This is a genomic window from Chryseotalea sp. (assembly GCF_057350905.1).
The window spans coordinates 250,192-266,906 of record NZ_JBMRCF010000010.1 but is presented as its reverse complement, the minus strand read 5'-3'; the positions used below and the strand labels follow the sequence as shown (position 1 = coordinate 266,906).

At 42.3% G+C, this 16,715-nt stretch carries 8 protein-coding genes; 1 reads left to right on the top strand and 7 read right to left on the bottom strand.

Translation table 11 applies throughout. The annotated features are described in order from the left end of the window. From ACO1XM_RS14555 to ACO1XM_RS14525, 7 genes are all read right to left on the bottom strand, one after another. Nucleotides 1-5,223: beta strand repeat-containing protein (locus ACO1XM_RS14555; RefSeq protein ID WP_486230232.1), on the bottom strand; the 5,223-nt coding region annotated here is incomplete at its 3' end. A 233-nt stretch (nt 5,224-5,456) separates the two neighbouring features. Continuing rightward, the gene (locus tag ACO1XM_RS14550) at nt 5,457-6,737 is read right to left on the bottom strand and encodes a hypothetical protein (RefSeq protein WP_486230230.1); all 1,281 of its coding nucleotides are present in this window, start codon (nt 6,735-6,737) and stop codon (nt 5,457-5,459) included. Further along, nucleotides 6,730-7,821: an outer membrane beta-barrel protein gene (locus tag ACO1XM_RS14545; protein ID WP_486230228.1), complete on the bottom strand. Its 1,092-nt coding sequence runs from the start codon at nt 7,819-7,821 to the stop codon at nt 6,730-6,732. The genes ACO1XM_RS14550 and ACO1XM_RS14545 overlap by 8 nt, the downstream gene beginning before the upstream one ends. Nucleotides 7,822-7,853: 32 nt before the next feature. After that, nucleotides 7,854-11,003 carry a WD40 repeat domain-containing protein gene (locus ACO1XM_RS14540; protein ID WP_486230226.1) on the bottom strand — a complete coding sequence of 1,050 codons (3,150 nt, stop codon included), beginning with the start codon at nt 11,001-11,003 and terminating at the stop codon, nt 7,854-7,856. A 118-nt stretch (nt 11,004-11,121) separates the two neighbouring features. Beyond that, nucleotides 11,122-14,271 (bottom strand): HEAT repeat domain-containing protein, encoded by a 3,150-nt coding sequence (locus ACO1XM_RS14535; RefSeq protein ID WP_486230224.1) that lies wholly within the window; start codon nt 14,269-14,271, stop codon nt 11,122-11,124. Nucleotides 14,272-14,374: 103 nt separating this feature from the next. Further along, nucleotides 14,375-14,998, bottom strand: a complete 624-nt coding sequence (locus ACO1XM_RS14530) for an OmpH/Skp family outer membrane protein (protein ID WP_486230222.1) — start codon at nt 14,996-14,998, stop codon at nt 14,375-14,377. Nucleotides 14,999-15,091: 93 nt separating this feature from the next. Then, nucleotides 15,092-15,550 (bottom strand): RidA family protein, encoded by a 459-nt coding sequence (locus tag ACO1XM_RS14525; RefSeq protein ID WP_486230220.1) that lies wholly within the window; start codon nt 15,548-15,550, stop codon nt 15,092-15,094. A 164-nt stretch (nt 15,551-15,714) separates the two neighbouring features. Here ACO1XM_RS14525 and ACO1XM_RS14520 point away from each other — a divergent pair, with 164 nt between their 5' ends. Continuing rightward, nucleotides 15,715-16,671: a transketolase family protein gene (locus tag ACO1XM_RS14520; RefSeq protein ID WP_486230218.1), complete on the top strand. Its 957-nt coding sequence runs from the start codon at nt 15,715-15,717 to the stop codon at nt 16,669-16,671. Nucleotides 16,672-16,715 lie beyond the last annotated feature (44 nt).

Below are 16,715 nucleotides of genomic sequence, written 5' to 3'. Positions count from 1 at the left end.
TGTGATACCGGCCACCAAGGCACGGCTCCAGTTAAAGGTAGCTCCTACAGTCGCACTTGTGGGTGTGTAGGTAAAGGTAGCACCACTGCAAATAGCTGCTGGCGTTAAACTGCTGCTCAGCGCTGGCGTAGGATTCACTGTAATTGTAAACACCTGAGATGTTCCAACACAAGCGCCATTATTGGCCGTAACTGTAATGGTAGCAACCAGGGGTGATGTTCCTGTATTGGTAGCAACGAAACTATTGATGTTACCTACACCACTGGCAGCAAGACCGATGGAAGTATTATTGTTCGTCCAGGTATAGCTTGTTGCGTTGGTGCCTGTAAACGTAATAAGTGTTGTGTTGTCGCCATTACAAAGTGTTTGATCCGTCACTACATCGACTGTAGCAGTTGGTATTACCGTATTTATTATTGCATTACTAACATCTGTACAACCTCCGCCACCTGTTACCACGACCTCTAATTGATCTCCATCATTTAATGCGTTTGTTGAAAAAGTATTAGAGCCCCCCGACTGTATCGGAGTACCGAAATTTCCATTCAGCACGAAATCGTAAGAAGCAGCCCCAATAGGTGTTGCCGTAAACAGAACAGTGGTTCCATCACAAATTGTATTATCAACATCATTGCTAACCAAACTAGCCGTAATACCTGAAATAACATTAAGTGTAACAGGTGTAGCAATACTGCGGCAACCGCCTACAGTTTGTGTTACAAATACAGTTGTTATACCTGCAGAAGCTGTAGAAAAACCTAATTCAGCTCCGGTAGGATTGGTAGGTGACGCGGTTGCTATTGGCGATAACAATGTGACATCACTCCACCACTGCAACGCAGTTCCAGCAGTTGTTGGGGTAACAAGTGTTGCTCCTGTACAATACGTGGAAGGCGTGAAGGTAACTACTGGCGCTGCCGGACGCGCCAGGGTGTTAACTGTTATATTATCTGTGCTTTGACATGTATTGGCATCTGTAACTGTAACTGTATAAATCTGACTGCCCGCTGATGAGGTTGTCAGTGTGGGATTAGCAATTGTAGCATTGTTAAGTCCAGTAACAGGACTCCAGCTATATGTATAGCTTCCCGCACCGGCAGTAGCAGTGGGACTTCCACCTAAAACAACTGACTCACCTTCACATACATCAACACTGACAGCACCCGCATCTGCAATAGGGTTTGCTCTTACAGTTAAAGTTACAGGGGTTGCAGCACCACGACACCCTGCTACAGTTTGTGTAACATATACAACTGTTGTTCCTGCAGCAGCAGTACTAAAACCAAGTTCTGCATCTGTAGGGTTTGCCGGATCAATAGTCGGCAATAATGTAAGCAGTGTTACATCGCTCCACCATTGCAAACCTGAACCAACAGTTGTAGGTGGTATAATAGTTGCACCAACACAGTAAGTATTGGTTGTGAAAGTCACGACAGGTGCAGCTGGTAAAGGGTTTACCGTGATGGTTGTTGTCTCTGCATCCGTGATACCATTCGCGTCTGTAACAGTTACGGTATAGGTTTCATCGGAAACAGGACTTGCCTGGGGATTTGCACTGTTAGTAGCCGATAGACCTGTTGCGGGACTCCACTCATAGGTAAAGGGAGCTTCTCCACCACTGGAAACAGAGGCAAGAATTGCTTCTGTTTCTCCTTCACAGATGGCAGTGCCCGCGCCTATATTAATAATTACAGTTGGACCAGCGCCCAGAATACCTGTGAATGCAGAGGTTTGCCCTGCTGTCAAAATAGCTCCAGTAAATTCGGCCTCATTGTTGGCTGCATCTAATGCAGTAGATTTTACCCAAGGGTTTGTATTCCTATCGAAAATTCCTTCTAATTGCGCAGTATTGATCTGAGCCTCTGTACCCGTAATGTCAGGATTAACATAGCCTGCAATCAGATCAACCGAAATTGTAGAGGAAGCGGATACATTCCAGTATCGGGTTAAAAAGTTAGCTGTACTTGCGTTGTTCGGATGCTTTGCATCAACAACTGAGACACCAATAGTTGAGGCCCCACTTGATGTTAGCTGAATGGGTGAATGCTCTAAAGCTCCTGTGTTATCACCGATAGGAAAACTAAAAGTACCTGCTCCCGCAAAAATCTTTCGTACTTCGCTGCCTCCTGTAGCAATAATCATTTTTGCTGAAGAAAAAGGACCACCAGCAATGGCATTTGCAGAAGAGCCGAGTGTAAGATTATTACCATTCAGGTTAAGATTACGAGCAGTAAGCGTTAGTGTATTGCTAACTGATGCATCACCCGATAATGAAGCCTCTCCTGAATTTTGATTAATCAATAGATTAAAGTAATCCGTTGGAAAAACTGTCTGACTTGCACCAGTATATTCAATTGTATTTCCAGCCGCAGTTGCTGTCAGCGAAGCAATAGATAGTGTACCGCCCAGATTAAGTGTCGCTCCTACAGCCTGTGTAAAATTACCAGTCCCACTTAAGCTTGTGCTGATACCTACTGACCCATTGTTGGTCAGTGTAACACCATTAATCGCCATGGATGGAATTGATAAGGTTCCGGACAAAGCCTGATTGTTGGTATCGAAAGTTTGTAAAGCAGATCCAGCCGTGAAGAGCCAATTATTCGCAATGCCTCCTCTAAAGGTTATTGCTTCATTGGCCGAATTATTCCAAAAGCCGTTGGAATTGATAAGTACGAGTCCTTCAAAAATCTTTGTGCCTGTGGTGGAAGTGATTGCTAATATGCCACTTGCACCTGCACCTATTGTTGTAGTACCACTAACAGTGAGATCAAAGCCGGCTACGGTAAATGTAGTACCATCCCCAATAGATAGATTTCCATTGATGACCGTGGCTATTCCTGTTGAGGTGTTTGTACTTCCACTTGTGGAAAGGTTGTTGAAAGTAGTACTGGTTGATCCCCCTATTGATTGAATTGTGCCATCGAAAATCACCGTGCCGGTACCTCCGACAAAAGATCCACCATTATTTATGAAATTTCCGCCAATATTTGTCGTGGTTCCGCCTGTATGAGTCCCTGCGCTTAATGTGAATGCCCCTGAAACATCCAGTAAAGCGGGGCTATTGAAATTACCTGTTGTTTGGGTAAACCCTGCAACATTTAATGTTGTTGTACTACCACTAACACTGAGTGCCTGTCCTACTGTTTTTGCAATGATAATATTATTAAATGATTGAGTTGCGTCAGTTCCGTTAATCGCCTGGGGGCCGGTTCCGTCAAATGTTATTGTACTTGTTGCAGGTGTAAATGTCCCACCATTATCCGTCCAGTCTCCAGCTATTGTATGTGTAAACGAGGCTGCGTTTAAGGTCGTGCCGTTTCCTATAGATACTGAACCATCTATATCAAGTCCAGTTACTGCTGTTGCAGAGGTTGTACCTGACAGGTTAAAATTCCCGCTGATGGAGGTTGTGCCAGCTTGCAATGTTTTGGTGCCACTACCCGAAAGACCCAACGTGGAATAATTAGAGGGATGAACTGTTTGGGCTGCTCCTGTATAATTTACGGTATTCGGCACACTGGTAGTAGCATCTAATACTGTAATGGTTGAGGTTCCACCAATATTCAATACTGAACCTGTTCCTTGTTGTATACCACCAGTTCCTATCAGTGCTGTTGTTACTGTGAGGTCGTTTGTGTTGATCAGCCTTACAGCTGCCCCTGTAACCGTAATGCGCGGCACGTTAAATGAGCCTGTCAATGTTTGTGTAGCTGTGTTAAATGTGTAAACAGCTGTTGTGCCTGTTGTATTAAAATTACCTGTTGGGTTTTTTGTAATGCCTCCACGGAACACCACACTTTCTCCAGCAGTATTATCCCATGTCCCTCCTGCGTTAACAGTAACTAATCCAACAAATGTTTTACCTGATGGTGTTGCAGAAAATGTTAATACCCCACTTGTGCCCTGACCGATGATGGTTTGACCAGTAACTTGAAATACAATACCTGTGACAGTAAAAGAACAATTATCCCCAATTGACAAATCACCACCAATTGTAATACTTGCTACTGTAGATGATGTAACAGTTCCTGTCATTGTCAGATTTCCTGAAATAGACGTGGTTCCTACTTGTAGTGTCTTTGTATTCGTTCCTGAAAGGCCAAGATTTACATAAGTATTACTATGGACTGTTTGTGTTCCCCCTGTATAATTAACAGTATTACCCGCAGCTGTAGCGGTTAGTGTTGTTATACCCGATGAGCCTCCGATATTGAGCACCGCATTTCCTGCTTGCGTTAAACCTCCTGTTCCACTCAAGGCAGTCTCAACAGTCAGCAAATTATTATTAGTCAGCGTTATTGCTGTTACCGTTACATTAGGGATTACAAATGTTCCTGTTAGTGCCTGGTTGTTACTTGTAAAGGAGTAAATGCCCGTGCCCGCAGTAAAACTTGCACTTGCGTTTTTTGAAACACCATTTCTGAAATTGATGTCTTCATTGGCCGAATTATTCCAAATAGCGCCTGCATTTAATGTGACTAAGCCATCAAAGCGTTTTGTTCCCGCTGCACCTGAAATTAACAAAGAACCACTTGTTCCTCCTCCGATCGTAGTTGTTCCATTGGTGGTGAAGTTAAAGCCGGGCACTTCAAATGTAGCTCCGTTTTGGATAGTCAGATTACCTACGATAGTGGTGGCAATGTTTGTGATTGTACTTGAGCCTGTAGCGATTATTACGTTACGAAAAGTAGAAGCTGAAGTACCACCTATCGTCTGGTTTGTTCCATTGAAAGTGACCTGAACCGTTGTGGCATTGATGGCTGAGGTAAATGTTCCATTATTGGTAAAATCTCCATTAAGATTTAGAAAGTGTTCAACCGTTCCACCTACATCATTGACTGTATATGTTCCTCCTGCATCAATCGTAAAATTGCCTGTAACATTTAGCGTTCTTACTGTTGTGCCTGAATTGGTTCTAAGGGTTCCTCCATTGTTTATTGTAATATCATTGCATTCGTGGGTGGATGGAGGAGCTGATCCATCACTTACAGTAACCGTATGTGTGTTTAGAATGACAACATCATCGTTGGCATCAGGAATACCATCTGCGTCCCCGTCAACCCCTGAGAAAAGTGTCCATGTAGCTGCGTTGGTCCAATTACCCGATGCATTGCTGCGATAGGTAGCTTGTCCGAAAGTCTCTCCGCCTGCTAACAGTAAAATAAATACTGCCAATGGCTTACCCCAGTTATTAAGTAGAAATGTAGTAAAGACTTTTTTCAAAGGTTTGTTTTTTAAGAATAGGCTTCAAAACATAATAACAGGAGATCAGCATGTGTCTTGTTTATGTTTCAGCAGACATCTGGGGAATATCTTTACCGAACCGTATTTATCGTGGAAAAACTGCCTTTACCAAGCGATTTACAGTTCTTGTTTCTAAAACAACAATACAGCAGCCAACTAACTGTTTAAATATTAAAATAACTTCAAAAGTAACCCAAAAAACAGTAATAAATCTAGTTCAAAAACTGCCCTTCTGAATTAACCTTTAATAGCATCATTTTTTCCTGATTACCCAATGTTCCTGTCCCGACAATCAAAATCTTTCCATTAGGCAACTCCTCTACTTTTGCAGCCTTATAACTATCATCTACACCAAATTGGGTAGTCCATACTACTTCTCCGGAAAATCTGAGACGAGCTAAAACAATATTGCTGGTTACTTCATTTCCCAGGTTCAATTCCTGATTTGCCACCAATAAATACCCTGTTTGGCTCGAGGGTGCCACTGAAACACCTGAAAACGCACCTTCAAGACTGTTCAATCCCACAGTTTGGTTTCCTGCGTTTCTATGCTGTGTTGGTACAAAACCTAATGAGTTAGTCATGGCAACAAAGTAAACCTGCGAAAATCCAGCGCTGATTCTGTTACCCACTAACAAATAGTCCCCATTACCAGGATTGCTCACCACTTGCTGCAAAAACTCCTGATCACCTGACTCAGAAATCCGGGCAAAGCCTATGCTTCCCTCCGTAGTGGCATCCCCATCTGCTTCTATGGGTTGTAGATGAAATCCTGTTCTGGAAGCACTAGATTCAGGATTGGTATTCAAAAAAAGCAAAAAACCAGTTTGTCGCGTCACTATTTTAATACCCTGATCCAGGCTCCCATTATTACCAGGATTAGTAACCCAGAAGGGATCCAGGGTCAGGTTTTGATCTACTTTGTATGTGAATGGGTCCGTCTGATCGCCAGGAGTATTAACCAAAGTGGTACTGCCTGTGACTAAGAAGCCAGTTTCGCCATTTAACTGGTAGGGCGTAACTGAAACAACTGCTTCATCACCCTGACTATTACTTATTACTGTATTATCAAAAACCGTTGAATCCAATCTTACCAGGTCTGGAGAAATTAGCAGCAGTTTAGTGTCTCTGTTTCCTGGTGATGCAGTTCTTTGAATGGCTATAATAAAGTTGCCGTCATTTGTTTTTTCAATATCAATGGCTGATTCAATAACTAAGCCGCCTTCGCCAAAAGTTTTCTTCAACAGGATGTTACCTGCTGTATCGATTTTTGTTACAAAAAATCTATTCTCATTATTCTTTTCAGTGTTGCCAAGCAGGAAGATTGTTGCATCATCATTCACCACCATATCCACACCTTGCTGGTTCCCTGCATCTCCGTAGTACTTAACAAAATAATTTCTAAAATCCGGATTAACAGATTTTTCCGTTTCGCAGCTCATCAGGCAAATAATTGCAAACATGGCTAATCGTATGTTTTGCAGTTTATTCATTGGTCTGATTTTTTACATTTTTTAAAACACCTCGGGTGGTTCTTGCTCTTTTCAGTTTTCTTGGTTTATAAATTGGTTTAATATAACCAATCGTTATTGTGGCCTGATCCAATCTGAAATAATCATCTACATAACCGACCTTTAACGCTGAGGCGCCCGTAGGAAAGATGTCACTCCTGTCACGTACTAAATTATTATTTCTGACAATGTTGTTAAATCCAAATGCATAACGGACATCAACAAATAAGTAATCAAGTTTATACTTCCACCGAAAGCCTGCGCCAATATGTGCGGCCCTGTTTATAGCATCTCTTCTGAATCTATTATTCAGTTCTAACTCAAGGCTTTGTTCAAGCCCCTCTCCGACAGTGGCACCCGGTGTTTTATCTACAAAGAGAAAACTCTGATTTGATGCCAGTAATAAACTTGCAGACAAGCCTGCGTATGCATAAGGACTTAGACCTTGTCTGATGTGCGTATACTTAATTGACAAAGGTATTTGTAAAGACAGCTGGGTTTCTGTCATGGTTAAATTATCGTCAACAAATATTCGATCTTCATAATAGCCAAAGGCATTACTTGAAAAATCGAGACCCAGTTCTGCAGTCCACCTGTCGTTATAATTCCAGATAATGCCACCGCCAGCAGACCAGCGCGGTTTTATTGTGTATTGCTGATTACTCCCCACATTAACCTGGTGATCATTTATAACACGAGTTATTGTGCTATTGCCTGAAACATGTGCAAACCATGAAAAGATAGGTGTAGCTGTAAATTTTTTGCTGAGATATACAACATCAATCGGATCTCTTTCCGGATTGCTTATGTATTCTGGATTTGCACTCAACAGGCTGAGGTAACTTTCTTCTGCCGCCACAGGATTTTCAAGAATGAGATAAGTCTGCGTCAATAATTGATAGGCACGCACCAACTGTTCTTTTGTAAAGGTTTTGTTACTAATACAGGGCTTCAGAATGGCTTCCAGTCCAAAGAAATGTCCTGCATTAAATTCATCTGTAGCCAGGGATAGTGTACTCTCCGGGTCACACTTATCCTGAGCAAATGAAGGGGTTAACATCAGCATGCAGAGTATGCTTATTGCCAACCACCTTTTTGCTAGTAGTCGTCTATCAATAAGCCAACACATGTTATCTCTTGTTTAATATCTTTTCCTACGTAAGTTTCCCATTCGTAGCGTGTCATGTTTCGGTCAAGTTTTGAACAAATTTCATTCTGAAGAATTGCAGGATCTGTAGGCCATATCCGGATTTCAGATTCATAAGTAGTTGTAATGAGGTAGTCCGATCCTTTTGCAAAAGCAATGTCCCAGATAAAACCATCATTATTATCCATTACTACAGGCAAGTCCTCCAGGTTTCTAATCACCCACATCTGCAGACGTTTATCTGAACCGGCACTGGCCAGCAGCTCACCATCCGGGCTAAATTCAATATCATATACAGCTGCTTTGTGTCCGGTAAACTGTCTGCCAAGACTTCTTGAATTTAAGCCATAAAACTTAACCAAACCACGCTTGTTGCTCAGTTCTTCTGTTCCGAAAGCAATCAATGTATCTGAAGGATGAAACTTCACTGAGGTAATTCTGCTGGCCGGATCTTCATACAGTGTTTCGAATTCATTTTTAGCAAGATCAATCAGCAACAATTTACCAGACCAGGTACCTCCTACAGCTAAGGTACCGGATTTATTTACGTGAAGTGATTTAATGGCAGCACTTGAAGAAATAATTTTTCTAGTTGCACCTGCACTGCTAACAGTCCATACAGCATTTGCTGTGGCAACCAGAAAGCCCTGCCCATTCGGCATTACTTCTGCGTCATGTACTAAGGCACCTAACTTAACCACCAAAGGCTTAGCCTTCTCTTTCTGAAGGTCGAATATCTGCACAAAAGAGGAGTCACCTGCATTTAATAAGTAGCGATCATCTTTAGAGAGTGCCACAACTCTATTGGGGAAACGATTCTCCATAGCTGTTGGCGCGATGTCTTGATTATCCAAATCGCCTTTAAAAATTCTGCCATCTGCACCAGCAGCATAAAACGTATTGCTATTTGATGAAACTGCTACTGAATTAATTCTGTTTCTGGATACCCCTGGAACACGTAGTGCATTATAACTACTTCCTTTTATGCGAGTAAGTGCAGTATAGAGTGCATTATGGATAAATGGGTCATATTTTTTACCCTCATGCCTTGTGTTAAAAATATAAGCTTGTTTTGCCAACAGACCTGCCAGGTTTTTATCATCATCCATTTGAATGGAAACCCCTGCCATAGCCCTGGCTTTGGTCAACATCAGCAATTTGTCGGCACGCTCATATTCTCGTCTGGCTGTAACAAGGTTGTCGGCTGCTTTTCTTCTTTGCACTTTGGCGGTGTCTCTCTCTTGCTGGGCTAGCAAGAGATTTCTCTCTGCATCAACCTTAGCCGCTTCTTCTGCCAACACGGCTGCTTGCACTCTTTGTAATGCTTCTGCCAATTTCTTATTGGCGTCTTCAGCAATGTTCTTTTGCTTGGTGGCTTCTTTCTCTCTGAGTATAGCTAACTCCAGTGACTCTTCTGCTTCTTTTGATTTTTGTTCTGCTACTACTTTTTGTTGCTCTGCATATTCTTTTTGTTGCAAGGCCTCTAAACGCTGTGTGTAACCAAACACCAAAAACAAAATTGAAACAATAGTGGCACCACCCAATACAATAGCTGTGATTCGCGCCCTGCGCAATTGGCGTTTTTGCAGCAGCTCCTGATTCTTGAGTTCTGCCTCATATGTAATTCTGCTTGAATCAAGGAAAACGATGGCACGCTCAAAGGCTTCATCATAACGCTGTGCCCAGGCACGCGTTGGTTTTTGTTTCTTTTGCCAGTTCAACGCCAACTGAAGATCTGGGGGCCTCCACAAACCGGTTTTACCGATTTGGTACATGGCTGCTGCATCTGACAAACGCTTGTACATTTGTGCAGACTCATATTCATCTGCTACCCAAACATTCAAGCGCGTCCATATCCGCATTAAACTTTCGTGCGAAAGCTCAATAAGTGAATCTGAATGTAATGGAATGTGTGCTGAAGGCATCAGGAACGATCTCCCAGACTTGCGGAAATGGTCTACAATTCTGATCACATCCTGTTCGTCAGCTTCTGCCAACTCACTTAGCAATGATATTTTACTGGGTCTTCTTGTGCCTCTGTTATCCTGACGCTTTTCTGTGATACTTTTGAAAAGTACCTCAGCTATTTCTTTTTCACGCGCATTAAGTTCCTCAAAAGCTTCGTTGGCGTGTTGAGAAAGTGCCTGACTTACTTTACCTACTGCATTATAGTGCCGAATGTCTATCGACTCACTTGGGTCTCTGTTGATCAGCCAATAATCCCAGGTACGCATAAGCGCATGCTGGATAATGGGGAGTTGATCTTGTTCGTTACCAACATCATTGAGGATACGCTTTACCAAACGCTGTGAAATGCGTCCACCGGCAACAGCAATTGGTCCTTCAATAGCCATTTTTTTCTGATCGCGCGTCATTTGCGGAACCAGGTAGTTGCTATGGTTAATGAGTGTGGTCAGGCCAGGAAAAATTGAACATGATCCGATAAAGTCAGATCGCATGGTCAAGGCTATGTAAACCGGTACTCTGGTCTGCTGTACGGCCGTAAGCACAAGATTAACATAAGCCTGTGCTTCGTTAAAAGATTCGTCCGTATTAACATTTTCTGCGTACCTGAAAAGTTCTTCGAACTGATCGACCAGAAAGAAAACGTTCTCGTCTCGCTCATCCTGAAGGTATTTGGCAATATCCACCAAACCATTAGAACTACTCCTGAGCACAGAGCTGATAATGGAACGATGTATCTCAACATCTGCCACATCTATCTTTTCTCTTACCAATAAATGGTCAACAATAGATTGGGTAAGGCTTTGTATGGGTGAAGCGCCTGGTCGGGAGGTAATGATTTGCCAATGCGGGCCGGTCTGTGTCATAAAGCCTCCATAGAGGACCGGCACCAAACCGCAATACATTAAGGAAGACTTACCACTACCCGAATAACCCATAACGGTTACAAAGCGGTTAGCAGATAGTTTAAGTAATATTTCATCTGATTGCCCCTCTCTGCCAAAGAAGAGATGACATTCATCTATCGTAAATGGTCGCAGTCCCGGAAACGGATTCATCGTTCCAGGTTCAATGTCGAACATTGATTCCTGGGTCAGATTAGAGGGACTATCGATATGGGCCTGCTGTACTTTCATTTCAGCAGAATTTTCGCCTTGCCAACTGCTTGGGGGACAGCAGGGGTCAAAAACTCAGTTTAAAAAATTAACTCAACTTCAAAAATTATAAAAAAAACTTGAAAATCAATGCATTTCGTTAAATATACACTAAAAACTGGTCAGCCAACTTAACATGGTCTGATAGTAATTCATAAAACTGATTCTTGTCGAACTTCATAAGGAGACTGTCCTGGGTGGTTCTTACCCTATTAAAATTGGCAAAGCCTTCCTTCACAACCATTTCCCCAATAAATTGACCGTCACTGTAGAGTGCTATCAACTCTCCCCCCTTAAACAATTCAAGTCCACCGGAAACAACCAGGTAGAAGTAATCATTCTGCTGATCGTCAAGTATAAGCACCTCCCCCGCCTTTACTTCTATTTCATCACTGATATCGGCAATGTACGATAACACAATGCCCGGAACGTTTTGAAATAATTCAATCTTACTCAGGAAAAGTATGCGTTCAAAAAGCATTTCTTTTCCGCCCTTTTGAAGTATGGAATGGTCAAGTTTACGTTTTCTGATAATCCCCAAACGTTTTGTGTTTTCTTCATACGCCTGCGGGCTGAACTGGTATAGAGACCAGGCCGCCACTTCACTGATAAGTTCATCAGGATTGAAGAGTTGAGCGATCAGATCCATTTGAAAATCCCTGACTTTTAAAAGCCCTATCTGATAGATTAGGCATGCTTTTGTCCAACGATTGGTCTGCGTAAAATCTCTGTTGATCAGGAATTTTATGACAAGTTTAGCATCTAAGCGGACGCGTGGGTAGATGTCTTCTAGTCGGTTTATTCTCTCGCTGTCGGTGAGATCATCCAATACAGGAATAACCCTCTGTTTTAGTTGATCGGATAAGAATACGTCCAGCAATTCAATGGCATAGGCAATGCCTTCGGGTGTACCACTATCAATATTTTCTTTTACCAGCTGGATGGAGTGAGTGTCATATAACATGGTGAGCAACATATAAATGTGCTCTATATCATTCTGGATTTCCCAACGGATAGCCTGTGCTATATCCCTATAGATGCCGTGGTTTTCCATTTCCTGCAAAGCACTCAGGTTCCAGCGAATGTCGGCCACGTCAGACTCTATCGCGTATTTAATGCGTGATATTTGCGAAATGCCTGCTTTAAAACCACACTCACCCAAAGCAATCAGTGCTTTGGATACAATTACCTTGTTTGGATAATCAATTTTTTGCCACAACATATCACGCGCCCTTGCACCACCGATTCTTCCCATTACCTGTATAATGCGCAGCATAATTTGTGTGCTTTGACCACTGCGGTAAAAAGCAGAATCCAAAGCAACCAATGCAGGTTCGCCAATCAAAAGTAAAGCGTTTAAAGCCTGGTTACTGTAGTTAGCGCTGCCCAGATTTTCAATCAGGGCATTGATTACTTCTGCATTATAGCGTTGCACAGCCGTTTTAATGGCGGTGTTTCTTACTTTATGTTCTGAGTCCGTCAATAACTCCATTAAAAAAGATGTTGATTCATCTTTAGCGGTGTGTAGCAATAATTCCGCTGCATATTGCCTGTCGTTGGCATCGAAAGATCTTGTCAGTTTCTGAACACGGGATTTCGTTATTTCTCCGTTGTTCTCAATGATCATCTGAAGGTCAGCCTTACTCAACACCTGTTTGCCACTCCCCTCTTCGCGATCCCCCTTTATAACATACTTATCGGAAACTGAGAGTCCCTTTAACTCATTCATGCGATGCTGTGCGTAGTTTCTGGCGGCATCATCTGAGTTTCGCATCAGGATATTAATCCATCCCGGTACTTGCCCAGCATTGATTTTCTCTAATAATTTAAAAGAGAAAACGGCTTTCGCGGATTCTGGTACACGTAAAAAATTCTCTAAGGTGGAAGTAAGTCTTGCATAACCTCTTTCCAACTTCTCTTGTGTGATGTTTACGCTTTCAAGTTTCTCGTGAATTTTACCTCTGTAGCCCTGGTATAATCTGTTTACAATAACCAAATAGATCGCAGTAAGTACGAGTAAGAAACCCATGATATACACCACCTTAAAGAAGGGCAGCAGGGCTACACCAAAAAGCAGTAAGCCTGAAAGAAAACGCGCTATCTCATTAAAAGTACCTTCAACTTTAGATTGGATGGTAAAGCGCAAGCGACTGTCTAAGGGAATGAAGAATAGTTTGAATACAGGATTCTCCAGCGAATCACGCAGGGTCCAGCTAAACAAACGGGTTAAGGCCACCGACACAAAGAAAAATACATAACCACTTTGTGAGGCATCGTCTCCAAAGAAAAGGCCAGTACCCACAGAAGAAAAGGCGAACAAGCCAATAACTGCCGGAAGAATAAAGAGAGAGACCTTTAAACCATAATTGCTAATAATGCGATGGTTAACAAAAGTCTGCATGGTTAGACTCAGAATGTACACCGCACCCATAAAAAAGGCCATGAAGTTTGTCAGCTGCCTTTCGTCCGGGTATTGCTGCTGCACCACCTGCTGAAATGAAAATTGCGACAGGATGTATACTGACATGGACGCCAAGAGGAAAACAGACAAGATGCGCGTATAGGGATCTTTTACAATACTTATCAATGAGGTTTCACTGCTTTCTACCACACCATCGCTATCGTCCTTTGGATCGTCTTTGGCCATTTTAAAGTTTGAAGAAATGACAAAGAGCAGAATGGATACAATTAAGATGCTGATAGCACACAACAACAAATAGTTAGTCGTGTCTGGTACAAAGGGAGAGGTAAGTGGAATTACGAAAGAAGCTAAGATGGCAGCAATCAACTGTCCCGCATCAATCCAACCAATGATTCTTTTTGATTGTCTGAAATTAAAGAGTCGACCGAAGGTTCCCCAATAGCTCAGCAATAGAATAGCCGTTAAAGGCCCTGACATACAATAGAGCGCGAAGATGAGTGTCTCTTCTAGATCAACCCTGACATGTAGCAGATAATAAACACCCACCGTAAATGCAGAAATCAGCATTACGGCACTAATAGTCAATGTAGTATACCTTATTCTGCTCTGAAAAAAGGAATAGACGGCTGTAGTTAAAATACCTAAGGCGCCTGCAATTAAGAATGCTTTATTGAGCTGATCGCCCAATCGGCTAAGGAATAGAGAGTCTGCTGTAATTTGATAGGTAGCAATAAATATCCCCATGAAGAAACCGGTGGCCAACATGAGGCTTACCTGCTTCGATTCCTGGCTACCGGACCAGATTCGTGCAAAAAAGGAGTTAAACACGATGGGATGCTTTTTTTAGTATTGCTAAATATAATGAAAGCTTGTACTTAAAAACAAAAAGACCGGCCATTATGCCGGTCTTTTTGTCAAACTAAGTCATAGCTTACTTTGTCTTGGTAGTATCGGAAGGGTTTTTAACGCCTGCCTTTTCGTTTTTGTAAGCACTGTTTAATCCATCAATAACAGGCTTGGTAATATCCAGTGTTTCACCACCAAACAATACATCGCTGGTAGGATCGTATTTTAGCACCACCTGCAGATCATTTTGCTTGGCATAATCTTTCAGGAAAGCCGTAATTCTATCGTAAAGCTCTTTATTCAATTTGCCTTCTTCCATTGCCAATTGCTGAGAAAGACTTTGCTGATACAATTGAAGGTTTTGTTGTTTTTTCGTCAATTCTTCTTCAGCGGCTTTAGCCTGACCAAAGGTCATGTTGTTCACTGTGCGCTGGTAAGTAGCAACATCGTTTTGAAGGCTCTGTGCTCTGTTGCGGAAATCCTGTTCCATTTGCAGACCTCTTGATTCAAGCTCAGTTCTGTTTACAGTCAGGTATTCATAATATTTAAGTACACTATCAGAGTTGATATAAGCAATTTTAGCGTCTTGCAATAAAACACCACCATCACCGCCAGTTGTTGAAGCCTTCGGGCTTGAGAAGTGCAAATAATACAAAACAGCCACTGCTACCAGCAAAACAGCGTTAAGGACCAAGGATACGTTCTTCATGAAATGTCAATTTAAGCGCGCAAAGATAGCATTGCAAGTGATTAAATCAACTAGCCAGGGCCTTGAGGAAATGGATAATGCTACACTACGGACTTACTCATCCAGTATGGCAATCAAATCAACTTCAAGATTCGCCTGAGGCATGTATAGCCTGTCAATTTGCAACCAGGTAGCCGCAGGAAAGTCCCCCTGATAATAAGCTTTTCTCACTTCATTATTCTTCTTTACAGCCTCAATATCAGTGGTATACAAATTTTCTTTCACTACATTTTGAAAAGTAGCTCCATAGTGTGCCAAGGTCTTCTGCAGACCATCATATACTTGCTTCAGCGAAATACCCATATCAGGGTCGATACCCGGAATACCCGAAATGTAAAGGGTATTGCCCACTTTTACAGCTTGCGTATACCCTGCTTTAGTTTCACCCGGTTCGCTAAAATGAAACTTCTGTTTTTCGATGGGTTTTGATTGAGCAATGGCCAGCCAGGGGATTAAAGCAATGATGAGTGCAATAATGAACCATAAAAGCATGCGCTTATTGGTTTTCGACATGGAGTTAGTCATGAGTGGTTAGTTGGATTCAAATACTAAGCTTTTACGATAAGAACCGTCTAGTGTTTATCTAAACCTTCAGAAAAAACCATTTTAACAAAATTTTAACACCTTTTGGGTGAGGTTATATTTTTTGCGACTTTCGCGCTGCAAACAAAAGCATCATGACAAAATTCAGCTTCACAGAAAAGAAAGATACACGCTCCGGCTTTGGAGTTGGTTTATTGGAATTAGGTAAGCAAAATCCAAACGTAGTCGGCCTTTGTGCTGACCTTACCGGCTCGCTTAAAATGGATGCTTTTAAGAAAGAGTTTCCTGAACGCTTCTTTCAAATCGGTATTGCCGAAGCCAATATGATTGGTATGGCTGCTGGAATGACCATTGGTGGCAAAATTCCTTTCACCGGAACCTTTGCTAACTTCTCCACTGGCAGGGTATATGACCAGATTCGTCAATCTGTAGCTTACTCACATAAAAATGTTAAAATCTGCGCCTCTCACGCAGGGCTTACGTTAGGTGAAGATGGCGCAACGCACCAGATACTGGAAGATATTGGTATGATGAAAATGCTACCCGGCATGACTGTCATTGTGCCTTGCGATTACAATCAGACAAAAGCAGCAACCATTGCCTTGGGACAACACCAAGGCCCGGCTTATCTGCGTTTCGGAAGACCAAGCTGGCCTGTATTTATGGCACCTGATCGCCCATTTACAATCGGTAAAGCGGATAAATTAATTGAAGGTAAAGATGTGAGCATTTTTGCTTGTGGCCATTTGGTTTGGAATGCCATTGAAGCCGAAGCAATGCTTGCCGAAAAAGGCATCAGCGCAGAAATCATAAACATCCATACCATTAAGCCTTTAGATGTTGAGGCCATTTTGGCTTCAGTAGAAAAAACAAGATGTGTAGTTACTTGCGAAGAGCATCAGATGAATGGTGGTTTAGGAGACAGTGTTGCCCAGGTGTTGGCGCGCTTTAACCCCCGCCCGATTGAAATGGTCGCGGTGAATGACTCCTTCGGTGAAAGCGGAACACCTGCCCAATTACTTAAAAAATATGGCTTAGGGCCTGAGAACATTGTAGCCGCTGCTGAAAAAGTATTAAAAAGAAAGAATTGATAATCAGTCAATTGAATTAAAAAACCATCCTCCCAAGGGATGGT